Genomic DNA, 25,990 nt, shown 5'->3' on the forward strand with positions numbered 1-25,990 from the left:
CAAAGCCTTCAAGACTGCGCCGAAGTTTTGAGCCGATATCGGCCCTTAAAACATCTCGGCAAACCATTGACCTACGCGCGAGGCGAACCGGCGATAGAACCCGGGCTCCTCGGCGCTGAAGACGGCGCGCTCGGGCTGACACGAACCGTGCAGCACCAGACCCACGCCGGTGGCGAATTTCGGATTGCGCACCACGTCGACCAAGCCGCCCACGCCCTTGGGCACACCGCGGCGCACCGGCAGGCCGAGCACTTCTTCGGCCAGCTCGGGCATATTCTCTAAAATGGTCGTGCCGCCGGTGATCACCACGCCGCTGGCGATCAGATCTTCGTAGCCCGAGTTTTTGAGCTCGCGACCCACGTACGCAAAGATCTCTTCGACGCGCGGCTCGATGATCTCGCTCAAGATCTGCCGGCTCAACACGCGCGGCGGACGCCCGCCCACCGAGGGCACCTCGATGGTCTCTTCGGGGGAGATCTTGTCGGTCATCGCGCAGCCATATTTCTGCTTGATGCGCTCGGCCTCGGCCATCGGCGTGCGCAATCCCACGGCGATGTCGTTCGTCAGGTGGTTGCCCCCGATCGACAGCACGGCGGTGTGCACCAGGCTTCCCTGGCTGTAGATGGCGATGTCGGTGGTGCCGCCACCCACGTCGACCACGGCCACGCCCAGCTCCTTTTCGTCCTCGCTCAAGACCGCCTCCGAGCTTGCAAGCTGCTCGAGGACGATGTCGGCGACCTCCAGGCCGCAGGCGTTGGCGCACTTGACGATATTCTGCGCGCTGGTGACCGAGGCGGTCACGATGTGCACGTTGGCCTCCAAGCGCACGCCGGTCATGCCCAGCGGCTCTTTGATGCCGTCCTGATCGTCGATGATATATTCTTGGGGGATGACGTGGATGACCTTGCGATCCATCGGCATGGCCACCGCACGCGCCGCGTCGACCACGCGCGCCAGATCTTGGCGGCGCACCTCTTTGTCTTTGACCGCGACGATCCCGCGCGAGTTAAACCCTTTGACGTGCCCGCCGGCGATGCCGGCGTAGACTCGGTTGACCTCGCAGCCGGCCATCAACTCGGCCTCTTCGACCGCCTTGGCGATCGAGTTGATCGTGGCGTCGATATTGATGACCACACCTTTGCGCAGGCCCGTCGACGGATGACTGCCGATCCCGATGATGTCGAGGCCCTCATCGGTGACCTCACCGATGATGCACGCAATTTTGGTGGTCCCGATATCGAGGCCAACGATGATTTCGTCTCTGCGTCCCATTTAGCTCCCTTCCGTGGTTGCGACCTTCTGCAGCGGCTCCGTGCTGCAGGTGCCTATCTCTGGTTTAGGGGTTCAGTCGACCCGCGCGCCCTCACCAGGGCCCGTCCGTGGCCGGTGACGACGTCCGACTGCCACCCGACTCAAATCCGACTCCTGATCGATCAGAATATAATCGACCTCCATTGCCCGCTGGACAATGGACCGTTGAACGACCGCCAGTCGTTCGAGGCGCTCCCGGTAGCGCCCACGACCCAGCCGTATCTCGACGCCCGTATCGGCCGTGACCAAGGTCAGGCCGAGCACCGAGTCGACGTGGATCTCGCTGAGGGGTTCCCAATTGGTCAGCCCCAGCTCACCGTACATCTGCACCACATCCATCGCCTCGAGAAACAGCGCCCTTCCCTCGGGCTCCTCGAGTGAGGCGACCTCCATGCCGGTCACCAGCGGCAAAGCCATCAACTCGTCGACCGGGTCGCTGCTCTCGAGCGCCTTGAACGCCACCGCGTCGGTGTCGACCAGGTGATAACGCTCGTCGATGAGCAAAGCGATCGGCTCCTCTTCAGAGACTCGGACCGAGACCTGGTCGGGCAGACGACGCTCGACCTCGGCGCTCTTGATCCACGGATGGGCCTCGATGGCCCTATCCGCGCGCTCGAGATCGACGTCGAAGATATTTAACCCGATCAGAAGCCCCGCACTTTCGAGCAGAGCATCCTCGTCGACGTTATGCAGCCCTTCGACCTCCACCTCTTGGAGTTGGAAGTACGAGCCGCTGACGGTGCGAATGTAAGCGTGAAAAATGCCGTAGGGCAAGCCGATGGCCACCGCCACCAAAAACGCCACGGGCAGGGCCTTTCGACCCAGGGACCCGATCTTGGTGCCCAGCGATTTGAGTCGCTGGCCCAGGGCCCGACGTCTGCGGTTTTTGCGGCGATTACCAAACATCAACTTCATCCGTGAATCTACGGCCGGCTCTCATCCTTGAGAGCTCTTTTGTCAAACATGGGAGCGCCAGTGTGTGGCGCTGCTGCCCGGCGCTACCGCTGCATCTCGCAGCTGGCCGAGGCGAGCATGTACTCAGTGAAATCTTCGAAGCTAATCCCGTGGCTTCCTGCCAACTTAGGGACCAAGCTCGTGGCTGTCATGCCAGGAATCGTGTTGACCTCGAGCACGTACAGCTCGAGCTCATCCGGACCCCGATTGGCCTTGATATCGACCCGGGCAACACCTCGACAGCCGAGGGCGTTGTAGGCATCTCGGCCGATGCTTTCAAGCCTCGATTTTAGCCCCCCTTCCTCGACCGTTTCGTAGCGGGTTTCGGAGGACTCGTACTTGGCTTTGAAATCGTAAAACTGCTCGCCGGGGGTCACTTCGATCGACCCGAGACAGATCTCATCGAAAAAGCCGACGGTGTACTCGGCGCCGTCCAAGAATTGCTCGATCAAAATCGCCTGGGTGCCTTCGCCGACTTCGCGATTCCACAGCGACTCGATCGCCTCGGCCAACTCGGTCTCCTCGCGGCACAGATGCACGCCTACCGAACTGCCTTCGTCGTTGGGTTTGACTACCAGCGGAAGCTCCAACCCTTCGAGCTCGAGCTCCGCCTCGATCGCTTCGAAGTCGAGTTCGCCATGACCCGCCAGACGAAGTCCGGCCGGGGTGGGAACGTCCACGTCGCGAAGCACCGCCTTGGCCCGGCCTTTGTCCATCGCCAGCGCAGAGGCGAGCACGCCGCTGCCGGTATACGGAATCCCCAGCGCTTCCAGATAGCCCTGGAGCACGCCGTTTTCCCCGGCACCGCCGTGCAACCCCAAGATGACCGCCGCCGGCTTCTCCTGGGCCAGGCGAGCGAAGTCCCCCGGGACATCGTAAACTTCGGTGTCGTAACCGAGCGCGCGGAGCGCCTCGGCGAAACCGCGGCCGGTCTTCAGGCTGATCTCGCGCTCCGAAGATTGCCCTCCGGTCACGACTCCAACCTTCTGGCCACGAAACCGCGTCTTGTCGACATGTGTAAGGTCGATATCTGTCAGCATCCTTGCTCTTCCAATCGACGCTCGTACTCGAGCATACGCTTAAAACCGTCGAATCCGACGAACCTCACCTCCGGGCGAAGCTCCAGGCCAAACCTATGCCGAACTCGGCTGCGGGCCAGCGCCATCAACTCCAAAAAGTCGGCAGCGGTGGCCCCATTTTCATTGATGAAGAAGTTTGCGTGAAGCTCGCTGATCCGTGCGCCGCCGATGGCGTGTCCCTTCAGGCCTACTTCTTCGATGACCCGTCCAGCATAATCGCCTTTGGGGTTGGCGAACGTACTCCCGACACTGGCCAGCTTATACGGCTGGGTGCGGTTGCGCCGCGCCTTGTCTCGTCGGACTGCCTGCCGGGCCTCGTCGACATCACCGCGACGTATGCGAATGCGCCCGCCGAGCACCAACACGTCATCGGACACTTCCGAATGACGGTACGAGAGCCCTAACTTCGCGGGCTCCCAGGTGCTGCGTCGATATCCGCCGGCGCCGTCAGGCTCGAGCACGTCGACATCGAGCAAGACCTCGGAGAGCTCGGCCTCTTTGGTCCCGGCGTTCATCACCACGGCCCCGCCGAACGTGCCTGGAATCAGCGCCAAAAACTCGGCGCCGACCCAACCACCCTTGTGCAGGGCGCGAACGACGTGGGCGTTGACCGCGCCAGCTCCAATTCGCATCACCGCCGTATCATCGTCGGCCTCAGCCGCGATTTCGAAGGCGGCGAGCTCGCCGGTCAGTCGGGCGACAATGCCCCGAATCCCTTCGTCCGGAAACAACGTGTTGCTTCCCAGGCCTGCGATGGTGAGTTCGAGCCCTTCAGCCTCTCCTGCCCGAGCGAGCTCGACGAGCTCTTCGGCAGTTTCGACCTCGGCCCAGACCGCCGCCGGTCCTCCGATGCGCAGCGAGCAATGCTTCGCCAGCGGCTCGTTGAATACGACCCGCGCACCGAATCGGCTCTCCGCAGCAAGCGCGAGCAGGCCTTCGCCTGGCTCGAAATTGACAGTGTCTGTCATTTGCTGCGACGTCCGCTGGATTCCCGATAAACAACGCTTCTGTTCCGGCATATGTCCTCTAAGACAGGTGTCAGCATACAACAAAGCTATATGCCTGCAAGCGCCACCGAGGCCCTCCAAACGAAACCTCAAGCACCGCAATTTCAGGCATTTAACCGAACACACCTAAAGCTCCACTCGAACTCTCGTCCGTTTATTCATGTGGATTCTTGATATATTTTTTTGATCGTGAAGTGCCACGTCAAAAAGTAATCGGCGGGCCCAAACTTCTACTTAAAGGATGTGTCGACAGGGCTGGCGAATTCCAGCCCCCTGAAGTGGATGTTCAAGCGTCCATCATTGCCATGCAACGCTCGGCAACTTGCTCGGCAGCATGGGGCCGCCCGAGCTTGCGAGCTTGTTCGGCGATATTAGCCAACGAGATCGGATTGTGGATCAAGCCGCTGATCAGGCGGGTCGCCCGGCCCTGCCCGACATCGGCGTCGGCAATGGCGATACCCGCGCCCGATTCGGCGATCGCCTGGGCGTTTTTGGTCTGGTGGTCGTCCGCGGCGTGTGCGAAAGGCACATACAAGGCAGGGATGCCGAGGACGAGAACTTCGGCGATGGTCGAGGCGCCGGCGCGGCAGATCAACAGGTCGCACCAATCGTAGGCAGCGGCCATGTCGTCGATGAATTCGACGACTTCGGCCTGTCCGGCGAACTCGTCGTAGCCACCGTCGACCTCGCTCAGTCGGCCCTTTCCACATTGATGGCGAACCACCACGCGCTCGGCGAGATCGCCCAGAGCACAGAGGTCGGCGGGCAGATGGCTGTTGAAGCTGGCGGCCCCGCCGCTTCCACCGATGATCAGAATACGAAATTCGTCACGGTTGGTCGGCGGCTCGTACTCGAAGTCTTCGGCGAGTTCGAGCAGACTGGAGCGCACCGGGTTGCCAACGACTTCGCAGTCGACGTCGGGGAAATGGCGCTCGCTGGCATCGAAGGTCAGGAATGCGCGGTCGACGACTTTGCCCAGCAGCCGGTTCGTCATGCCCGGCACCGAGTTTTGCTCCATGAGCGCCGTGGGCACGCCGCGTACCGCCGCTAGCATCGTAAAGGGCCCGGCCGCATAACCACCGACGCTGACGACCAGCCCCGGGTTGAGTTTGGAGAAGACGCCCATCGATTGCATACCGCTGAACGGCAGCTTCGACAGGCCCTTCGCCCACCCCAGCGCCCCGCCCCCTTTGAGCATGGGCACGTCGACCAACTCGAGGCGATAGCCGAGCTCGGGAATCACACGCGCCTCGATGCCGCGCTCCGTACCGACAAAGGCGATATCGACCGTGGGATCGAGCTTTTGAATCGCCTCGGCGACGGCGACCCCCGGAAACAGATGGCCTCCAGTGCCCCCTCCAGCGATGACTACACGGCGGTCACGTTTTTTACTTCCAAACAGCGGCATTAGAGGTCCAGGTCGTTACGCAAGTCGTCTCGACGATCGAGAATCCGTCGCTTCTTTTTCTTCCAGCGCCGCTCGGCCTTCCTGGCTTCCCGCTCCTCGCGGTTGAGCTCCCAGTAATCGGGCTGGTTCTTCGAGATATTGAGCAGCACACCCACCGAGAAGAGCGCCACGATCATGGAGCTGCCGCCGAAGCTGACGAACGGAAGCGTCAGCCCTTTGTTGGGGAGCAGTCCGGTGACGACGCACAGGTTGGCGACCGCCTGCATACCAATGAGGGCGGTCAGACCAAAGGCGAGATAGCGTCCGAATTCATCGTTCGCCTCGAAGGCGATTTTGGTGCCGCGCCACAAGAAGGTCATGAAGAGCCCGACGAGGAGCACCACGCCCAGCAAGCCGAGCTCTTCGGCCACGATCGTGCCGATGAAGTCGTTCCAAAGCTCGGGCACGTAGCCCAGCTTGCCGGTGCCGTTCCCGAGGCCCACGCCGGTCAACCCGCCCGAGCCAATGGAGATGAGCGACTCGCTGATTTGGTAGCCGATTCCGGTGCGGTAGCTGAACGGGTCCAGATAGGCTTGGACACGCTCCATGCGGTACTCGCGGGCGGTGATGGCAAAGTAAGCGAGCACGCCACCGGCGACGACAAAGCCGCTCAGATAGCGGATCTTGGCGCCGCTCACGAACAGCAAGATCCCCATGATGGTCAACAGGATCACCGACGAACCGAAGTCGGGCTGCTGCATGAGCAGGCCGACAAACAGCCCCACCATGGCCACGTGCGGGACGAAAGCGACGCTGAATTTGTCCATCTTGTCGCCCTTTTTGCTCACGGAGTACGCCATGAACATCACCGTGGCGATCTTGGCGACCTCGGCAGGCTGGAAGCTCATCCCTCCGATACTAAACCAACGCTGCGCGCCGTTTTGGACCGCGCCGATGCCCGGGATCAGGACCAGAATGAGCATGATGAAGGTCCCCCCGAGGATGGGATAGACCAGCCGCTGGTACCAGCGATAGTCGAGGCGAAGCGCCCCGAAGAGCACCACCACGCCGAGCACGATCTTTTGGAGCTGATTTTTGACCAAGTAGAGGTGGTCGCCAAACTTGTCGGCCGCCATCACGGCGCTGGCCGAGTACAGCATCACCACACCAAAGCCGACGAGCAAGAACACCGAGGCCAGAAGCCACATGTCCCAGCTCGAGTCGGACTCGGCGTCGGCCGTCTTGACCGGCCGCTGATTGGCAAGGGTAGAGAGAAGGTCGGTACTCATCGTCGGCCCTCCGTGGCCTACGTCGTACTACTTCCTCACTCAGCGCAGTTTGAGCGAGGCTAATGCAATCAGACTCAACAATATCGCGATAATCCAAAAGCGCACGATAATCTTCGGCTCCGGCCACCCCTTCATCTCGAAGTGGTGGTGGATCGGCGCCATGCGAAACACCCGCTTGCCGGTCAGCTTATAGCTGGTGGTCTGGGTGATGACGCTGATCGCCTCGACCAAGAAGATACCGAAGATGATCGTCGACAACAGCTCGTGTTTGGTGACCACGGCCAGCGTGCCCAGCGCGCCGCCGAGCGACAAACTGCCCACATCACCCATGAAGACCTGTGCCGGAAACGCGTTGTACCACAAAAAGCCGACGCCCGCGCCAATGATCGAGGCGCAGAAGATGGCGAGTTCTTGGGCGCCCTCGACCTTGGGAATCATCAGGTATGCCGCCAGGTCGAATTTGCGAATTTCGGTGACGCCATCGACGACGACCTCGTAGCCGAGGACTGTGGCGGAGCTGTAGGCGAGGATCAAGAATGTCCCGGCCGCGACAATGACCGGCCCGATGGCGAGTCCGTCGAGGCCGTCGGTCAGGTTGACCGCGTTCGCCGTGCCGACGATGACGAGCAACGCAAAGGGCACGTACACCGCCAGCGGCAGCTGCAGCGAGAATTTCTCGGTACTCACGAACGGCAGATACAGCGTCGTCGAGTAGTCGAAGACCTCGAAGTTGAACATGATCATCATGGCGCCGGCAGCGACGCCGAATTCGATCAGAAGTCGCCACTTGCCCGACAATCCCGCCGAGGACTGACCGCTGAGTTTCATGTAATCGTCGAAGAACCCCACCACCCCGAAGAGCACGGTGATACCGAGCACCACGCCGACATAGGGGTTTTTGAGGTCGGCCCACATCAGCGTCGAAAAGACGACGGCAAACAAAATGAGCACCCCGCCCATCGTGGGCGTGCCCGCTTTGCTGAAGTGGCTCTCCGGCCCGTCCTCGCGGATCACTTGGCCGATCTGGCGCATCTGCAACTTGCGGATGAACCAGGGGTACAAAAACATGCTCAAGAGCAGCGACGTCATCATCGCCGCCACGGTCCGGAAGCTGACGTAGCGAAATACGTTCAGCGGTCCGAACTCATCTTTGAGCCAGAAGAACAGTTCAAAAAGCATGATCTCGTCCTGCCAGTCGACTAAAACGGGGCCAGAAACCGCCAAAACCCGAATCTTTTTCGGGCTTTGGACAAGTCAGGTTTGTTCGACGGGTCGTTTTTCGCCTTTTGCTTCGATCAGGTCAACCACTCTTTCGAGTCTTGCGCCTCGGCTCGCCTTCAAGAAGACGAACGCTGGCCCCTTGGACGCCAGCCAGCGGGCGGCGTGAGCGACCTCGGCAAATCCTTTGGCCTCGAGAGGTCCGGCAGCATTGGCGCGGGCAGCCTCGGCCATTTTGTCGGCGAACTCGCCGACGGCGATAAACGCATCGAGGCGCTTGTGCCCGGCGATCGCCGCGGCCACCTCGAGGTGCCACTCCTCGGCGTCGGCGCCCAACTCGAGCATCTCGCCGATGATCGCCACGCGCGGCCGTTCGTCGGGGTCGTTCGTCCCCATGAAGGCATCAAAAGAGGCTTTCATGCTCGACGGATTGGCGTTGTAGGCATCGTCGACAAAACACTTCTCGTCCACCTCGACCACCCGCCAACGGCCCTGCGGCAGCGCCAACTCGGCGAGTTGGGCGTTGCACATATCTTCGCGCAGGCTCAGTCCGCGGGCCAGAAGCGTCGCGATCGATGTGCCGACGTTGAGCGCGTGGTGCTCGCCGGGAATCGGCAAACAAATGGTCCACTCGTCGTCGCCGAAGCTGACCGAAACTCGAAGCGCCTCTCGCCCTGCCTCGTCCGGCTCGAGCAGTCTCACGGTCAGATCGGCCTCTTCTTCGAAGCCGACGGTGATGACGCGGCCGGGGAAATCGGCACCAATGAGGTTATCGACCTCGGTATACGGCACGATGGCCGTCGTCTCTTCGTCAGCCCCCTCGAAAATCTCGGACTTGCCGCGCCGAATGCCGTCGACCGAGCCGAACCCCTCGATATGGGCCACGCCGATCGAGGTGATAATCCGCTCGGTGCCCGGAGCGAGCGCCACCAGGTGAGAAATCTCGTCGGGACCGTTCGCTCCCATCTCGAGGACCAAATGGTCGCAATCGGCCGGAATGTCGCACAAGACGAGCGGCACGCCGATGTGGTTGTTCAGGTTGCCGGGGGTGGCGAAGACCGCGCCGCGCACGCCCCAGAGCAAGGCGAGCATCTCTTTGACGGTGGTCTTGCCGTTCGAACCGGTCACGTCGATGGTGTGCAACCCGGCCTCGCTCGCCTCCTGCCACACTGCCGTTCCAAGCGCCGTCAGCCCGTCGAGGGTATCGTCGACGATTACCAGCGGGAGGTCGGTGTCGAGGCCTTCGGTGCGATCGACCATCGCGGCGACCGCCCCGGCCTCCTCTGCCCGAGCCAAGAAGTCATGAGCGTCGAAGTTCTCGCCGCGAAGGGCCACGAACAGTTCGCCGCCTTTGAGGGAACGAGTATCCGAGGAGACTCGGCTAGGCCGGATATTCGCGGCGTCGGCGCCCTGCAGGTGCCCGCCAACCGCATCGGCAATCTTGGCGAGTGTCCAGCTGGCGATACGCCGCGGCTCTAGGGAGTTGTCGGGTAGGATTCCTGCCATCAGACTCTTTCCTTGGAGGTGTTCACGGAGGAGCGGACGTGCTCGACGTCATCGAACGCCACCCGCTCCCGTCCAATCTCTTGGTACGTCTCGTGGCCTTTGCCCGCGATCAGCACCACGTCGTCGCGGCCGGTGGCCGGCAGAATTCTGCGAATCGCCTCGGCGCGGTCGGGCTCGACCCAGACCCCAGTCGTTGCTCGGGCGAGGTCGCCAAGCTCGATCCTGGGGGCGTCGCCCACCCCTTCGAGGATCTGCGAAATGATCGTCTCGGGCTCTTCGGTACGCGGGTTGTCGGAGGTCACGACCACCAGGTCGGCGCCATCGACGGCATTTCGGCCCATGGGCGCACGCTTGTCGCGGTCACGATCGCCGCCGCAGCCAAAGACGACCATCAGCCGCCCGCGGCAAAGGGGTCGCAGAGTTGCCAAGGCACGCTCGAGGGCGTCGGGAGTGTGCGCATAGTCGACAAAGACCGTCGGTTGCCCGTCGTGCTCGACGCGCTGCATACGGCCGGGCACATGGCCGAGCGCCCCGAAGCCGGCTGTAATCTCGTCGGGAGTCAAGCCCACAGTACGCGCTGCAACCGCGGCGGCCAGCGCATTCGATACGTTGAAATCACCCAGCAGCGGGATTTCTACCGCAAACTGCTCGTGGGGCCCGCAGATTAAAAAACGCGAACCTTCCAAGCGCTGCTCGACCTCCCGAGCCTGCCAATCGACGCCATCCGAAAGTCCAAAGGTGACTGTCTGCACGCCCTGCTCACGCGACCTGTCGGCGAACCATTTCCCGTGCTCGTCGTCCATATTGACGATGGCCGTCGGGCTCTTGCCCGAGCGCGCGGAAGCCGGAAGAAGTTCGTCGAATAGGCGGACTTTCGCTCGCCGGTAGGCGTCCATGTCGCCGTGAAAGTCGAGGTGGTCTTGGGTCAGATTCGTAAAGATCGCGGCGTCGAAGCGCGTCCCGCGAAGCCGATGCGTCGACAGGCCGTGGCTCGACACCTCCATGGCCACGTGGGTGACGCGGGCCTCGCGCATGCGCGCCAGGAGCTTCTGGACGACCAAGCTTTCGGGAGTGGTGTTGACCGCCGGCTCCTCGTGCTCGCCCCATCGGTAGCCGATCGTGCCGATGAGCCCACTCCTTCGGCCGGCCGCCAAGAAGAGCGACTCGAGCATCCAGGTTGTGGTGGTCTTGCCGTTGGTCCCGGTGACACCCACGAGGCTCAACGCCGAGGAGGGGTGTTCGTAGAAGGCCGCGCCGACCGCACCGAGTGTGGCCCGGGTGTTGTTGGAGGTGAGCACGGGGCAGTCGACCTCGAACGGAAGCCGGTCGCGGTCGACGAGGACCCCGGCGGCGCCGGCATCAGCTGCTGCCTCGACAAAACGATGACCGTCGACGTTCGCGCCGCGAAGCGCCACAAAGAGCGTGCCCGGCCCGACCTCGCGCGAGTCGAATGCCACGTCGCACACGTCGACGTCGTCGGCTCGCCCGCTCGCGAGCTCGATCTCGTCGATCTGTTCGAGAAGTGAGGAGAGTTTCATCGAGTGCCCTAGCATGCGGCCGTGCGTTGACGTTCGCGTTTTACAACGGCGAACAAATCCGGATTTATTGCACCTCCTGCGCCAATTGCACAGGAATTGCACTTACTTGACCGAGCCGGCCGCCGGTTCGTCGGAGAAGAGCGCGCCGCGGGTGGCGGGCGACAGAACCAGCGTCAGCCGCGTCTGTTCACCGATGGGTTGGCCCGGGGCGGGCTCTTGGGAGACCACCCTGCCCCACCCGTCGATCTGGGGCAACACGCCGATGCGGCGAGCCTTGGCCAACGCCTGACGCAGGGTCAATCCGCGAAGGTCGGGAAGCGTGCCGTCCTGGGCGGCTTGGTCCGCATCGGGCGACTCGACGCGCACCGTCGGCAGCGTCACCACGTCTTCGGGCACAGTCGACTCGACGCTCTTGGCGCTTTCAGCAACCGCCTGGGCGTCTTCATCGTCGAAGTGAAAGCGCTCTTCTTCGGGCAGCGGCATCACGCCGCGCACCGACAGCGCCTCCTTCATGATCTTCTTGAAGGCCGGCGCGGCGACCACACCGCCGTAGTGGGTGTCTTGGGGTTCGTCGATCATGACGATCACGGCGACCTCGGGCTTTTCGGCCGGCGCGAAGCCCACAAAGCTACCCACCCACATGTCGGGGTCGTAGCGGCGCGTCTCCGGATTGACCTTTTGGGCGGTGCCCGTCTTACCAGCCACGGTGAAGTGCTCCATCGCGGCGTTGGTGCCCGTGCCGTCTTCGAGGGTGACCAAGCTCATCGCCCAAGCCGTCTTGCGGGCGGACTCGGGCGAGATGACACGCCGAACAAGCGTCGGGCGGGTCTGCTCGACCACCTCACCGTCTTTGTCACGGACTTCCTTGATGATGCGCGGCTTCATGAGCATACCGCCGTTCGCCAACGCGGCGATGCCCGTGGCCGTCTGGAGCGGCGTGGCTGTCAGCCCCTGCCCGAAGGCGATATTGGCAAAACTAACCTCTGCCCAACGATCCGGCGGCCAGATCAGGCCGGGCTGTTCGCCACGTAACCCGACGCCGGTGCGGCTGCCAAAACCGAAGTCACGAAGGGTCTGGTACAGCCCCTTTTTGCCCAGCGTCTGAGCAATTTTGTAGACGCCGATATTGCTCGAGACTTGGATGATCTCGGCCGCCGAGAGCATGTCGTGAGCGTGGCTATCGCGGATGGTGTAGCGACCGATCTTGATACGGCCCTTCTCGGTGTCGAACTGGGTGTTCAGGTTGACCGTGCCTTTCTCGAGGGCGGCCGCCAACACGAACGGCTTGAAGGTCGAGCCCGGCTCGAAAGTGTCGGTGATGTTGCGCATCCGCCAATCTTTGGACGAGAAGTCCCCGAAGCGATTGGGGTCGAAGTTCGGAGTATTGGCCAGGGCGAGCACCTCGCCGGTGTTCACGTCGATGGCGACGGCGTAGCCGCCTTTGGCGTCATGCTTTTCGACCTGCTCGGTGACAGCCTGCTCGGCCACGCGCTGGATGCGCTCGTCGATGGTCAAGACGACACTGTCGCCCTCGAATTTGCGAAATTGCGGGAGGTCGCGCGTCAAGAGCGTGCGACCGCGCGCGTCGCGCATGCCGGCGATACTAAATTCGCCGCCGGCCAGCGTCTCGTCGAGGGTACGCTCGAGTCCTTCGAGACCGTTTCCGTCGATGCCGACAAAGCCGAGAAGCTGCCCGGCGCGCTCTTGTAGCGGATAGTAGCGCTTGCTGCCGGTGGTGATGCCGATGCCGTCGATGTCGAGCTTTTTGATGGCCTTGGCCGAGCTCGGCTTGGCTTGCCGGTCGAGCCACACAAAGGGGCTGTCCGACTCGAGCTTTTTGACGAGCGTCTTGAAGCTGACGTCCATGTGCGGCATGAGCCGCCGGGCGGCGAGCCGCGGGTTTTCGATCTGTTTGGGGCGGGCGAAGATGCTGGGAACCTCGATGGTCACCGCCAGTTCGACGCCGCGACGATCGAGGATGCTTCCCCGCTTGGCTTTGACTTTGATCTTGCGAGCGGTCTGGTCGACCGACATCTCCTGCAGGTCAGCCGCTTGCACGGTCTGGAGGTAGTAGACGCGGCCGATGACGGCAGCCAACCCACACACCAGCAGTGTGATCACGAACGCCATGCGCACGCGCACCCACTTCTGCCGGTTTTTCGACTCGCTGCTCATTGCTCACAACCTGAGAACTCACCACGGAGAGCACGGGGGACACGGAGAGTTCGCTAAACTCCTCTCACCGTGGCCACCGTGGTCCCCGTGGTGAACAAATCGTTCATTCTCTCGTGCGAAGGTCGAGCGAGGCCTGCTCTTCGGAGGCGCCGCCGAAGGCGGTCTCGTCGATCTGGATGACCTGCTCGGGCTCGAGCGGCTCGAGGCCGAAGCGCTCCTTGGCCACGGTGAGCACGCGCTCGGAGCGGCCCTGGAAGGTCGCTTCGATACTCAGCTTGCGCCGCTCCTCGATCAACTCGCGGTGGTCGCGTGTCTGCTGAGCCACCTCGTAGCCGAGTTCGGTGATGCGGAATTGATTCCAGACGTGGAACAACAAAATGCATACCGGAATGGCGACCACGACGAGCACTTTGAGCACTCGAAATCCGTCTCCCATTCCCTCAGACAACCACTTCTTCATCGGACAACCTGTAGAGCTTCTTGCTTTCGGTTAATGAGACAATCCGTGTCGTTGGCGCCCCCAAGGCAAGCCTCGGGGCTGCACCGGCGAGAGCTACGCTTGCCTAGCGAAACATGCAGGCAAGCCCCCGCTCCGCCTAAAGCACTTCTACTGCGCGCAACCGCGCGCTGCGGGCGCGAGGGTTGCGCTCGACCTCTTCGTCGGAGGCGTAGACCGGCTTCGACGTGAGCACCTTAACCCGCTGGACGGCGTCGCATCCGCAGATGGGAAGCCCCGGCGGGCAGACGCAATCTTCGGCCAGGTCGCGAAAGCCGTGTTTGACGATACGGTCTTCGAGCGAGTGAAAGCTGATGAAGACCGCGCGGCCGCCCTTGCGGACGACGTCGGGTACGGCTTTGACCGCAGCCTCGAGGGTCTCGAGTTCGCGGTTGATGGCGATGCGCAGGCCCTGAAAGACCAGCGTCGCCGGGTGAATCGACGTACCGCGCCCACTGCCCGCACCGCGGCCGACCGTGTTCTCGACCACGTTGGCCAAGTCGACGGTCGTCTCGAGCTCTCCGGCGTCGAAGGCGTCGAGGATCGCGCGGGCGATGTAGTAGGCCTTGCGCACTTCGCCGTAGACCTTCAGGGCGCGCGTGAGCTCGTCGAGCTCGACGGCGGCCAGGTACTCTTCGAGCGTGGGCGCGTCGGTCCCCATGCGCATATCGAGCGGACCTGCTTGGCTGAAGCTGAAGCCCCGCTCGGCCTCATCGAGTTGGTGCGAGCTGACCCCGGCGTCGACGAGCAAACCGTCGACGTCGAGAAAATCGTGCTCGGCGCAGATTTGGTGCACGTCGCCATAGTTGCCCTGCACGAGCGTCAGACGCTCGCCAAAGCCTGCCAGACGCTCGCGCACCGTCTCGATGGCCTCCGGATCACGGTCAATGGAGAGCAAACGACCGTCGGGCGTGCTCGCCTCGAGGATCGCCTGGCTATGTCCGCCGCCCCCGGCCGTCCCGTCGACATAGCGCCGGCCAGGTGCCACCTGGAGGTATTCGAGCACCTCCGGCACCATCACCGGCACGTGATAGTCGGTGCCGTATGCGTGTGACTTGTGTGTGTCAGTTTGGGGCACAGAAACCCTCTCGTACTAGCGTAGAGCACAAAGCACCGCCGTGCGCGCAGAACATAAACGCGCTCACCGCGCGTGGTCAGAGAACCACGAGGTGGGCTGGCGGCGTCGCTCGTTCGAGACTGTGCGAAAGAAGTGGGTGGCCCATCCGTGGGCCGCGCGGTTCTAAACGCGCGCTTCATCCTTGAAGACTTCCTTCGGCGACTCGTCCTTGAGTCTCGTCCCGCGTGGAGGCGCAACGCCCTCTTCCATGAGTCAACTTGTTGAGACTTTGGGCTTTCGAACCCGCATTGCTCACAAATCTCCTGGCTACCTTGCCGAACATTTGTGACCAATCCGCATTCGAAGCCGCCCAAACAGCCTGCTTCTTGTCGCCCGACTCCTTATAGGCCGAACTCGGCGACCTTGGCCTGCAGCTCCTCGGCGTCTTCCAACGCCGCGTCGACCGCAGCATCCCAACGTGGCTTCGACCAAAGCTGAACCTTTTCGAGCTGGCCGACCCACACCACCTCGCGCTCGAGCCCGCCGAATTGCCGCATCGGCTGGGGAACGAGCAGGCGGCCGTGGCTATCGAGTGAGCATTCTACAGCTCCAGCAACGAACACTCGCAAGACGCGCTGAACGTTGGGGTCGAACTGCGGAAGTGAGCGCACCTTCTCTTCGAAGTTGAGCCACTTATCGAGCGGATAAAGCTCCAGGCTCTTCTCGAAGTTTCGCGTCAGGATAACCCGGTCAGCATTGCTACCCTCGACATCCATCTCGGCGAGTACTTCGCGGAACCTCGCCGGGAGGCTGACGCGGCCCTTGGCGTCCATCGTATGTTCGTACTGACCTCGAAACATGACGCCGAGCCGTCGAGTAACACCGCTGACCGGGATGCGTCCGTGCATCGCTGGCCATCCTGACGAATCGAACCGTCCTTGGCTCGACCGTGCCGTGGGTTATCACCCGCTACCACGTTATGGGAATCCGTCCCACTGCTCCCCACTATAGGGTTGGTAGATCCCCCCGTCAAGAAAGTTAATCAATAATTGAGGGCTGTCTTTGATCAACTGGAAACCAACGCGATCAACGCGCGCCCAAACACACCCAATTTTTCGTTAATTTCCAGCCACTTAAGGTTTTCCACAGGGTTTTCCACAGGCCAAAAAATTTTTCTGGACAGGCCTCAGAAACCGCCGACTCACCGCCCGCTATATTCGCGTGGATCGGAGTGGGATAAAAGTGGGATGAAGGTGGGAAACGGCGGTGGATCCAGGTGGAAAACTGGGCAACTCGAGGTCACAACCAACTGAAATGGGCGTCAGAGGGCGATGTGGGCCGAAGTGGAACGCCGGCGTGGATCAAAGTGTCAGGCGGCCGTGGGTGAAAGTGGAAGGCCCAAACACAGGGTGTGGATCGAAGTGGAGGGACGTGGTGGATCGAAGTGGAGGGACGTGGTGGATCGAAGTGGAGGGACGTGGTGGATCGAAGTGGAGGGACGTGGTGGATCGAAGTAGAACGCAAAAAGCGCGGGCCTCACGCCCATCGAAATGGCGTGAGGCCCGCGCTCTAATCTCTGCTGGCTGACAGCGACCCTTACAGGGCGCTCTCCTCCATGTCGTACTTCACGTACTTCGGCATGACCCGAACCTTCTTGCCGGCCGCGTACTCGAGCTCGACGGTCTGGTTAATGGGCACCATCTCTTTGGAGACGAAGCACATGATCTTCTGGCCGCCGCCGGCCTGCTGATTCTCACCGGCCTCTGCGGGCTGCTCGTTGCTCTTTTCTTCTTCGGCCATTTTTGACTCTCCTGTCGTTTATGGAACGTCTTGGTCTTAATTCTCTGGTCTGGCTCGAGCCGACACGTGCCGACTCGGGAGCAGTGTGAACTAGCAGGACGACTCCGCCTCGTCAACAGATGCGCGCCGAGCGCTGTTCCAAATCCGTGTCATCGCTCAGTTTGCCGGAGCCGTGCCCCGCGGGTCGAGCGGCGTGAAGTACTCGGCGCTGTCGAGCGTGGTGGTGGTGCCATCGAAGCGCCCCACCCCGCCGATGAGCAGGATCTTGCCGTTCGACAGCGGAGTCGCCGTGAAATCGGCCCGCTCGTTGTGCGAGGTGCCCTCGGTGGTTCGGGCTGTGTACGGCTTGGGATCGCCCAGGTCGCCAAACTCGAGCACCTCCGACGAGGTGAGACGAGCTTGCGAACCATCCCGACCGCCGAGCACGACGATATTGTTGGAGTTGGAAAGCTCGATGGCCTGCGGGTTGCCGCGGCCTTCTTCAAGACGCCAGTTGCCTTCTGCGAGAAACTCGTCGCGACCCAAGCTGCTGAATTCGAACGTATCGGTCACGTTGCCGTCGAGGTCGGTATAGCCACCGATGGCCATGACCAACGAGCCATTGTTCGGTGTAATGCGAAGCGCTGCGAAGGCATAGCGCGCCGTGTTCATCGAGGCCGCCGTGCTGATGCTCACCCCTCCGGCGTCACCGCTGACCGTCTCCGTCGAGCTGAGCGCACCGCTAGGCCCACGTCCGCCCAACAACCAAACGGTCTCTCCGTCTCCCATCAGCACCGCCTCGTGCTCGGCGCGCCCTTCGCCCATCTGGCCGACGGTTTGCACCGACGACTCGTCCAGGTCGATGAGCTCGACCGAGTCGAGCACGTCGTTTTCGCCGCCACGACCGATGCCGCCGGCGACGATGACCGTGTTGTCCGACGGGCGATAGGTGGCGGTGTGGAAAGCGCGCGGCGCCTCGAGGGTCAGCGGCGAGCCGCTGGCGTCGACGAGTTGCTGCACGCGCGTACCCGGCGCTGCGTTCAGGTCGATGAGTTCGATGGAGTTGAGGGCGCGAGCGTTCGGATCACCGGAGGTAAACCCACCGATGACCAGAAACTTGTCATTTCCAATCGGGGTGACCGTGTGGAAAGCGCGCCCTTCGAAGAGGCGGTCGGCCGAGTTTGCGCGCACGCCGCGCGTCTGCGGGTCATAAGAGAGGTCGGTAAAATAACCCGTGGCCGGGTCGAATTCCATCAGGTCGTCTTGGACGATCTTGATCTGCGGGAGCCCTGCCGGCCGGCGCACCGGGTCGACATGGGCGCCGCCGACGATGAGCGCCTTGTTGCCGCCATCGTAGGGCACGGTCACATGACCGACGCGACCGAGCCAGCGGTCGGCCTCGAAGTCACGCACGGCGCGATAGTCCATGCGGCTCTGGGTCAACTCGGAGCGTCCGGCCTTGTTGACCACCGAGCCCACCGGCGAGAAGGTATCGACCTCGTCGACTTGGATACGGTAGCCCTTGACCAACTCGTCGCCGTCGAAGTCGAACAACGGCGTGGCGCCGGTGGCGACAGGAACACCCTGCGTATCCACCACCTCGAACTCCATGCGCAGGTCGTTGCCAAACCGAAGTTTGGGGATGACTGCGCGTTGCTCCGAGGGGTTGAAGGCGGCCGTATTGACCAGCTGACCGGTGCCCGGATGGGTCAAATTGACTCGGACCTGTGCAGCGGTGTCGAACACCGGCAGCCGCGGCTGAAACCCGACGGTGCCATCTTGGCCCGAACCCCATCCGATAACCTGGATATTGAGCTTGGGGTCACGCTCGACCTCGTCGCCACAACCCACGGCAGCGGCCACCAGCGCCGAGAGCACCACCAGAACACTAATTCTCTTCATTCGACTCTTCGTCATAACTTGCATTGTGTGCATCACCAGGTCAGCTGGGCGTCGAAACTCTCGGGACCGTCCGAGCCGCTGTCAGCGGCGTAGACGATACCTCCGACGACCAGGGCCACGCCCAAGGCCGCGGCACCACCGCCTATCCAGAGCCACTTGTCGCTCTCCCCTTCCTTGTCCGACGGGTCCGGCTCGGGCAGCGGTTTGACCGACTGTCCTTCGTCCTTCTCCTCGTCGGCTGCAGCCACTTCGGTGGGCTTCTCCTCGCCAGCCTCGGCGCCCGCGCCTTCACTCTGCCCTTGCTCGGCGTCCTCGGTCTTCGACTCACCGGCACCGGCGGCGACCGTGGGCTTCTCCTCTTCTTCGGGAGCGCCCAGCTCGACGCTGGTAATCGCCTTGTCCTCGGGCATCGTCTCGACCGCCGTCACCATGCGGTTGGCGAGCTGGCTGACGCCGACGCGAAGGTTGGAAAGCTGGATGTTGAATTTGACGCTGTCAGCCTGAACCAACAGGCCGTCGGAGGCGCGGTAGACGAACGGCGCGGCCACATACTCGCGGCCCTGTCGAACCATCGCGACCCAGCCGACATACTGGGCGCCGGTGCGCGTGACGAGTTCGGACAGATACGGCTCGAGCTCTTTGGTGGCGAAGCTACCCGACTTAATGGCCTCTTGCAGCCCCGAGTAAAACGCCGGCGCGTCGGAGTCGTCCTCGCCTGCCTGCTGCTTTTTGCCGGCGCCGAGTTCGACTTTGAAATCCTGCTTCTTGCCGCGACCGCGCACCCGAATCTGCTCGGACCACACCCCGCCGCTGGGCGAGCGCACCACCATGTAGTGGTAGCCGTAGCCCACGTCCTCGACCGTCGCCGGCGTCTTGCCCTTCATGACCCCGTCGATATAGACGAGCGCCTCGTCGACGTCGGCCTCGATGATGAGTTTTCCGGGGCCGCCCTTTTTGACCTTCTTGGCCTCGTCCTCGAACACCTGGCGAAGCTCCTTGGGGAACTTCTCGGCGTCGAGCGTGGCTTCGGGGCGCAGGTGGGCGAACACCTTCATCTTCTTGCGGCCGTCGAAGTCGTAGCCGGCGTTGAAGTAGGCCAACGCCATATTCTTATACGCGTCGGCCAGCACGTCGAAGTTCGTCAGGTCGGCGATATTCTGCTCCATGATATCGACCGCCTTCTGGAAGGTCTTCGAGGCTTTTTCATCCTCGCCCGCCGTCAGAAGGCCGATTCCGGAGGTGTAGAGGCGCTCGGCCTCGGCCACCGCCGCGTTGGCACGCCCACCGCCCTGCTTCTGGAGCTTTTCGTACGAAGGCAGCAGCTCGATCTGGCTCTTGCCCTCGAGTTGGCCGCGCAACATCTCACCGACGCGCTCGGGGATAATGCTCGAGATTTCGTCGCGCACCCCTTGGGTCGGCACCACGAAAAGCTTCGGGGTCGGCCCCGCCGGCTTGGCAGGCTGGGCCTGCTCACCCTCGCCTTCTTTTTGTTGTTCTCCGTCGGCGCTTTGCTGCGCGAGCACCGCAAACGGTGAAAAAACAAACGCTAACGCGGCGAAAACGGCCACAAATGGCCGCATCACGCCCTGGTGTTGAGACTGTCTCATGTCTTTCGAAGCTCCTGACGCGTAACTGCGACTCGTCCCGCGGAGGCCCAACACCGACCAGCTTGCGCCCAAGCCGGGGCTGAGATAGGGACTGTCGAACCAATCTATCTAGAGACGCGTTCGAGTGTACCATTTCGGGGACTTCTGGATACCACGTGCCAATTTTCAGCGTCAACCGCGTGTCGCGGTGCGTCATGGTTTGAGCGAGCGACGAGGCTCGATCGCGAACCGATGGGCTCACGCCGGATTGATATGTGCTTGATTCTTGGTTCTTGGTTCTCGATGACTGTAAGATGACGCCGAGACTGCGCGGCAACGCATCTCAGACCGTCACAAGACTCCGCCAGGCAGCACTCCATGCGCCTCAGTATCGCCACCAAAATCTTTCTGGCCTTCACCGCGGTGGTCGTGATCTTCACCGGGGTGCTGATGTTCGGCACCTACCGCACCCAGACGCTGTACGAGCGCATCCAGCAACTCAACCACACGGTGGTGCCCATCTCACTGTTGTTGAGCGACGTGCAGACCGACCTGAAGAGCTTCAACGTGGTGCTCAATGAGCGCGACCCGCTGGTGCTTCGTCGCACCCTGCAGATGACGCGGCTCATCTACTTTCTGCCCGACCGGTTCACCCGTAAGCTTACGCGCGCCCGCGAGATGGCCGAGGAGGCCAACCTCGACGAGTTGACGGACGCCCAGCAAGCGTCGTTGGCCAACCTCGAGGAGCGGCTGCAGAGCCTGCGCAGCCGCGCCATCGGCTTCGCCGGGCGCTCTCGCCGGTTCAGCCAACTGGTGCTCGATGAAAAGCCGCGTGAAGACCCCGACGCCTACGCCCAGCAGCTCATCGACCTGCAGGCCGAACTGCGCACCGACGCGCGCCAGCTCGACGACCAGATCACGGCGCTCAGAAAGGACTTGCGCGCGGCCACCGACGTGGCGCTGGCGAACGCCAACGACAGCCAGCGCTCCAGCCTCTACGCGCTGGGCACGCTCAGCGCCGTGGCGCTGCTCATCGCCGTGGGCCTCCTGATCGCCGTGCTCATGACCATGCGCCGGTTGACCACGTTGACCGAAGCGACCAAGCGGATCGGTGAGGGTGACTACCGCCCCATCGAGGATATCGCCGAAAGCAAGCTGGGCCATGACGAGATCACGATGCTCACCCGCGAGTTCAACTCGATGGCCGAGAGCTTGGCCGAGCGCGACGCCAAACTGCGTGAGCAGCACGAGCAACTCCTCAAATCGGAGCGCCTGGCCACCGTCGGCCGCATGACCAGCCTGATCACCCACGAGCTTCGAAACCCGCTGTCGAGCATCAACCTGAACTCCGAGATGCTCCAAGAATCACTCATCGAACGAGGCATCTCGGCCGACGACGACGAGGTGATGCCGCTTCTGGAGACGATCATCGACGAGGTCGATCGCCTCCGCGACATCACCGAGGAGTATTTGGTCTACGCGCGGCTCCCCTCGCCGCAACTCGAGCCGAGGAACCTGCCCGACGTGGTCGAGAGCCTCATCGACTTCCACATGTTCGAGTGGTCGCAAACAGGTGTCGAGGTCGACCTGCAGGTCGACGACGCCACGCTTGGCGTGATGGCCGACGGAAACCAGCTTCGCCAGGCACTGCTCAACATCATCAAGAATGCCATCGAGGCCAGCCCGCCGGACAGCTGCGTCACCGTCGAGGTCACCCGACGAGACGGCCACGCCGTCGTTGCAGTTCACGACGAGGGTCAGGGCATCGATCGAGAAGCCCGAAAACGCATCTTCGACCCTTTCTTCACCACCAAGTCGAACGGCACCGGGCTGGGTCTTGCGATGACCCAACAAATCATTGAAGAGCACCATGGCAGCATCGCGGTCGAGTCCCGAGAGGGTCACGGCGCCACGTTTGTGATTAGGTTGCCCTTACAGGTGCAGAAGGCAGAGAGTACCGCCGCCGTCGCCAAGGAGTCTGCGTGAAAGTCATGACGTACAATATCCGCCTGGGCATCCAGCAAGGGGTCGAGGCGATCGCCCGTGTCATCCGTGAACAGCGCCCCGACATCGTGGCCTTGCAGGAGGTGGGACGTGGTTGGAGAATGGGTCCCGAAGGCGACACCGCCGCCGAACTGTGTACCCAGTGCGACCTACCGCACCACGTCTACGTGACCACCATCGACGACGACGGGCAACACTACGGCCACGCCATCTTGTCGCGCTGGCCGCTCCAAAACCCCGAAATCGTTCGATTCACCCAGAATATCGACGAGCCGCGCGCGGCGCTCATCACCCGCGTCGACGCCGACGGCCAACCGCTACGGATCATCTCGACGCACCTGTCGCACCGCGACCCGGAGCGCGCCGTGCACGGCACCGAGCTCGTCGAGCTGGTCGGCAAAGTCACCTCAGAAGACTGCCCCACCCTGTTGATGGGTGATTTGAACGAAGAAGACGACGCCGACTTCATCCATGCGCTCAAAGACCGCATGGCCGACGCCGGCGACCTGGTGGAGGGAAAGACCTACCCGAACCCCGCTCCGATGGTGCGCATCGATTACCTGATGGCCCACGGCGGGCGCTTCGAGGGGGCGCAGATACTCGACGAGCGGGAGGCTTCCGATCACCGCCCGCTCGTCGCCAGCTTAATCCTCAGCTCGCCTGACTCTTGAGCTGGTCCTCGAGCTTGTCACGCTCCAAGATGAGTTCCTCGAGGGTGGCCTCGCGGTCGGCGAGCTCCTTTTCGAGCTCTGCGATGCGCTCTTCGAGCTCGGCTTGAAGGTCCTCACCATCCTCGTCGGAGGCCTCGAGTTCCTCGATGCGTGCGGCGAGTTCTTCGACGCGCCCCTCGAGTTCGTCGCGCTCTTCGGTCAGTTCGGCGATTTGCTCGTCCTTTTCGGCCTCGAGCGCCTCGAGCTTCTCGGCGTGCTCGGCGCGAAGCTCTTCCATCTCGGCGCCCTGTGAACCTTCGATCTCCTCTTTGTCGGCGCGCAACGCCTCGAGTTTCTCTTCGTACTCCTCTTCGACCGACTCGATCCGCTCGGCAAGCGCGTCGCGCTCCTCGGCGATTTCTCCGAGTTCGCGGGTCAGCTCGGTCGAATCCTGCTCGAGCTCTTCGATCTTGGCCTGCGCCTCGACGAGGTCCTCTTCGAGCTGCTCCATCAACTCCTCGCGCTCGGCGAGGTCCTCGGCGGTCGGGCCGGCCTCGAGCGCCTCTTCGAGTTCGGCGACGCGCGCCTTGAACTCGTTGTTCTTCTTGACCAGCGCGCGCAGGTCGCCGGAAAGCTCGTCGAAGATGGCCTTTTTCTTCTTCTTGTCGGCCTTGAGTTCGTCGACGGTCGCCTCGAGTTCCTCGATCTGCTCGACCCACTTGCGCCGATTGCTCTGCAGGTAATCGGTCTCGCGGGCGAACGCCTCTTTCTCTTGCTTGTGCTCGTCGCGCTCCTTGCGGAACTGGTCACGCTCGGCGCTGACGGTGTCGAGACGATCCTGAAGGTCGTCGAGCAGCTCGCGGCTCTCGGCCAAATCGGCCTCGAGCGTGTCGCGGCGCTCGATGAGCTCGTCACGCTCTGCGGTGGTCGTCTCGAGGGCGTTTTTGGTCTCCTCGAGATCTTGCTGCAGCGCCACCACGTCGTCGTCGGTGGGCCGGGCATCCAAGGTCTGCTGGAGCACGTCGCGCTCGTCCTCGACCTGGGTGAGCTGAGCGCGCAAGGCGTCGGCCTCCTCGGTCAGCGTGTCGATCTGCGCGTTGGCGTCCTCGAGTTGGCCTTCGAGTTCGGCGATGCGCTCCTCTTGCGATTCGACGGTCGCGATACGCGCGTCGAGCTGCTCTTGTAGCTCGTCCCGCTCGGTCTCCAACTCGGCGATGCGCGTCTCCAGCTCGATGATCTTCTCTTCGGCCTGGTGGAAGCGCTCCTCGAAGCTCTGCAAGCTCTCTTGAGCCTCGCTGAGCTGCTCGCCGAGCTGCGAGCTCTCCTCGGCCACCTCGAACTTCTCCTTTTCGGTCTCGGCGAACTTGTCCTGAATCGCCTCGAGCTCCGCCTCGGCCTCGTCGAGCTGGGCGGTCAGGTTGTCGATGGTGTCGTCGCGCGTCTGGATATCGTTGTGGGCCGCTTCGAGCTCGTCGGTCAGCCCGTCGATCTCTTCGCGCGCCTCGGCCAACTGACCCTCGAGCGCGTCGAGCTCCTCGGGCTCGGGTGCGGCTTCGAGCTCGCTGCGCGTCTCCTTGAGCTGGCGCATCAAATTCCGGCGCTCATCCGAGAGGCGGTCGCGCTCTTTGCGGAGCCGCTCGATCTGCAGCTGTGCTGCTCCGCCGGGATCGGAGCCGGCGGCGTCGAGCTCGCGCTGCAGGTCGTCGTTATCGGCCTCGAGCCGGGCAAGACGCTCTTTGAGCTCCTCGTTTTCGGCGCGCAGCGCCTCGGCCTCGCCCGAATCGACAGCTGCTCCACCACCGCTGGGCGCGATCCCTGCAGCGGCGAGCCCCTGCGCGATCTCTTCGGGCGGGGCGTTGGTCGTATCGTCGTACAGGTCCTTGACGATGTCGCCCGACTCGGCGCGGGTGTCGAGATCGTCGTCGTCCTCCTCGCGGTACTCGTAGATGCCGTCATCGGCGCCTGTGGGCGCCGAGTCGGCCGGCTGCACGGGCTGGTCGGCGATCTCTTCGAAGTCACCGTCGCTCAGCATGACCGGCTCGGCATACTCCTCGTCGGCGTAGTCGTCACCGTAGGCATCGCCGTAGCCGTCTCCATACCCGTCGTCGTAGTTATCGCCGTAGTTTGCTCCGTAATCGTCACCGTAGGCGTCATCAGACGGCCCGAAGCGATTGCCGCCGCTCGGCGGCGGTGAGGGTGGCGCGCCTCCGGCCGGCCCCTGATTGATCGGCTCGGCGCTGATGGGCTCGGCGCTGATCGGCTCGGCGCCAAAGCCCGACGACTCGACGAGTCCCTCGGTATGCTCGGCGCCAAAGCCCGGCTGAGACTGGGACGGCTGCTGGAAACCCGGCGAAGACTGGGCGGGCTGCTGGAAGTTGGGCGATGATTGCGGTTGCTGCTGGAAGCCGCCGGCGCCGAATTGGCCACCCTGCGGCTCCTCGACCGGCTCGACATCGACCGACGCCGGCCCCACGCTCTCGACGCCCGCAGTCTCGACGAAGTCCAGCGGAAACTCGCCACACCGAATCCGATCGCCGTCGACCAAGACCTGGTTTTGAATCCGACTGCCGTTGACGTAGCTGCCGTTCGAGCTGTTCAGGTCGTACAGGGTGACCTGGCCGTTGTCGAAGACGAGCTTGGCGTGTTTGCGGGAGATCGACGGATTGTTGATCCGCACGATATTTCCCGGGTTACGCCCGATGGTCACTTCGGGAAAATTCGGGCCGATGTCGACCGAAACTTCCTGACCGGAATCTGGATCCTGATAGATCAGTTTTGCCACTGATGCACCTTCCTGAGTTTGACGTCTGGGCGCCATCTATACCGGAGCCAACTTGGCCCCAAAATGTATGAGTTCCAATTTGGCCTGTTTCCGACTACTTTGTGCGGGGGCACGACCACGCGCCGTTGTGAAGCCGCGGGCTCATAACCTATCGTGCGAGGGTGCCCTTGCCAAGTGCTTGAAGAGTTAAGAGGGAACCTTGAATCGTATCGGCCCAAAGCTGCACTCGGACCGACCCAAAGTCGTGGCCTTCGGAGGAGGAAAGGGAGG

At 62.7% G+C, this 25,990-nt stretch carries 19 protein-coding genes; 2 read left to right on the forward strand and 17 right to left on the reverse strand.

Annotated features, from left to right (window positions below; genetic code table 11):
* Positions 1-45 precede the first annotated feature (45 nt).
* From ftsA to FIV42_RS29760, 16 genes are all read right to left on the reverse strand, one after another.
* Complete coding sequence (gene ftsA / locus FIV42_RS29685) at positions 46-1,272, reverse strand: cell division protein FtsA (protein WP_141201211.1); 1,227 nt, start codon at positions 1,270-1,272, stop codon at positions 46-48.
* Between the two features lie 72 nt (positions 1,273-1,344).
* Entirely contained in the window at positions 1,345-2,217 is an 873-nt protein-coding gene (locus tag FIV42_RS29690) for a cell division protein FtsQ/DivIB (RefSeq protein WP_168211034.1), read from the reverse strand.
* A gap of 92 nt (positions 2,218-2,309) precedes the next feature.
* On the reverse strand, positions 2,310-3,305 hold the full coding sequence (locus tag FIV42_RS29695; protein ID WP_141201213.1) for a D-alanine--D-alanine ligase: 996 nt from the start codon (positions 3,303-3,305) through the stop codon (positions 2,310-2,312).
* On the reverse strand, positions 3,299-4,312 hold the full coding sequence (gene murB / locus FIV42_RS29700) for a UDP-N-acetylmuramate dehydrogenase (RefSeq protein WP_168211035.1): 1,014 nt from the start codon (positions 4,310-4,312) through the stop codon (positions 3,299-3,301). Before murB ends, FIV42_RS29695 begins: the two co-directional genes overlap by 7 nt.
* Before the next feature lie 325 nt (positions 4,313-4,637).
* On the reverse strand, positions 4,638-5,759 hold the full coding sequence (gene murG, locus FIV42_RS29705) for an undecaprenyldiphospho-muramoylpentapeptide beta-N-acetylglucosaminyltransferase (protein WP_141201215.1): 1,122 nt from the start codon (positions 5,757-5,759) through the stop codon (positions 4,638-4,640).
* Positions 5,759-7,027, reverse strand: a complete 1,269-nt coding sequence (ftsW, locus tag FIV42_RS29710; RefSeq protein WP_141201216.1) for a putative lipid II flippase FtsW — start codon at positions 7,025-7,027, stop codon at positions 5,759-5,761. The genes murG and ftsW overlap by 1 nt, the downstream gene beginning before the upstream one ends.
* Positions 7,028-7,066: 39 nt before the next feature.
* Positions 7,067-8,206 (reverse strand): phospho-N-acetylmuramoyl-pentapeptide-transferase, encoded by a 1,140-nt coding sequence (gene mraY, locus FIV42_RS29715; RefSeq protein WP_141201217.1) that lies wholly within the window; start codon positions 8,204-8,206, stop codon positions 7,067-7,069.
* A 75-nt stretch (positions 8,207-8,281) separates the two neighbouring features.
* A complete protein-coding gene (locus FIV42_RS29720; RefSeq protein ID WP_141201218.1) occupies positions 8,282-9,751 on the reverse strand; it encodes a UDP-N-acetylmuramoyl-tripeptide--D-alanyl-D-alanine ligase in 1,470 nt (489 codons plus the stop codon).
* Positions 9,751-11,289, reverse strand: coding sequence for a UDP-N-acetylmuramoyl-L-alanyl-D-glutamate--2,6-diaminopimelate ligase (locus FIV42_RS29725; protein WP_168211036.1), 1,539 nt, complete (start codon positions 11,287-11,289; stop codon positions 9,751-9,753). The genes FIV42_RS29720 and FIV42_RS29725 overlap by 1 nt, the downstream gene beginning before the upstream one ends.
* A gap of 102 nt (positions 11,290-11,391) precedes the next feature.
* Positions 11,392-13,464 carry a penicillin-binding protein gene (locus FIV42_RS29730; protein WP_141201220.1) on the reverse strand — a complete coding sequence of 691 codons (2,073 nt, stop codon included), beginning with the start codon at positions 13,462-13,464 and terminating at the stop codon, positions 11,392-11,394.
* A 103-nt stretch (positions 13,465-13,567) separates the two neighbouring features.
* Complete coding sequence (locus FIV42_RS29735) at positions 13,568-13,924, reverse strand: cell division protein FtsL (protein WP_141201221.1); 357 nt, start codon at positions 13,922-13,924, stop codon at positions 13,568-13,570.
* Between the two features lie 136 nt (positions 13,925-14,060).
* Positions 14,061-15,038, reverse strand: a complete 978-nt coding sequence (gene rsmH / locus FIV42_RS29740; RefSeq protein WP_222615344.1) for a 16S rRNA (cytosine(1402)-N(4))-methyltransferase RsmH — start codon at positions 15,036-15,038, stop codon at positions 14,061-14,063.
* Between the two features lie 380 nt (positions 15,039-15,418).
* Positions 15,419-15,925, reverse strand: a complete 507-nt coding sequence (gene mraZ, locus FIV42_RS29745; protein WP_141201222.1) for a division/cell wall cluster transcriptional repressor MraZ — start codon at positions 15,923-15,925, stop codon at positions 15,419-15,421.
* Positions 15,926-16,613: 688 nt separating this feature from the next.
* Entirely contained in the window at positions 16,614-16,817 is a 204-nt protein-coding gene (locus tag FIV42_RS29750; protein WP_141201223.1) for a hypothetical protein, read from the reverse strand.
* A gap of 156 nt (positions 16,818-16,973) precedes the next feature.
* Positions 16,974-18,698: a Kelch repeat-containing protein gene (locus FIV42_RS29755; RefSeq protein WP_168211037.1), complete on the reverse strand. Its 1,725-nt coding sequence runs from the start codon at positions 18,696-18,698 to the stop codon at positions 16,974-16,976.
* 32 nt (positions 18,699-18,730) lie between these two features.
* Complete coding sequence (locus FIV42_RS29760) at positions 18,731-20,305, reverse strand: PEGA domain-containing protein (protein WP_141201225.1); 1,575 nt, start codon at positions 20,303-20,305, stop codon at positions 18,731-18,733.
* 357 nt (positions 20,306-20,662) lie between these two features.
* On the opposite strand from FIV42_RS29760, the gene FIV42_RS29765 reads away from it, so the two are divergent.
* Positions 20,663-22,270, forward strand: a complete 1,608-nt coding sequence (locus FIV42_RS29765) for a sensor histidine kinase (protein ID WP_141201226.1) — start codon at positions 20,663-20,665, stop codon at positions 22,268-22,270.
* 5 nt (positions 22,271-22,275) lie between these two features.
* A complete protein-coding gene (locus tag FIV42_RS29770) occupies positions 22,276-22,959 on the forward strand; it encodes an endonuclease/exonuclease/phosphatase family protein (RefSeq protein WP_246099117.1) in 684 nt (227 codons plus the stop codon).
* On the opposite strand, the gene FIV42_RS29775 is transcribed toward FIV42_RS29770, so the two are convergent.
* Positions 22,940-25,720, reverse strand: a complete 2,781-nt coding sequence (locus FIV42_RS29775; RefSeq protein ID WP_168211038.1) for an FHA domain-containing protein — start codon at positions 25,718-25,720, stop codon at positions 22,940-22,942. The genes FIV42_RS29770 and FIV42_RS29775 overlap by 20 nt on opposite strands.
* Positions 25,721-25,990 lie beyond the last annotated feature (270 nt).

The sequence above is a fragment of the Persicimonas caeni genome, from assembly GCF_006517175.1.
In the GTDB taxonomy this organism is placed as follows: Bacteria; Myxococcota_A; Bradymonadia; order Bradymonadales; family Bradymonadaceae; genus Persicimonas; species Persicimonas caeni.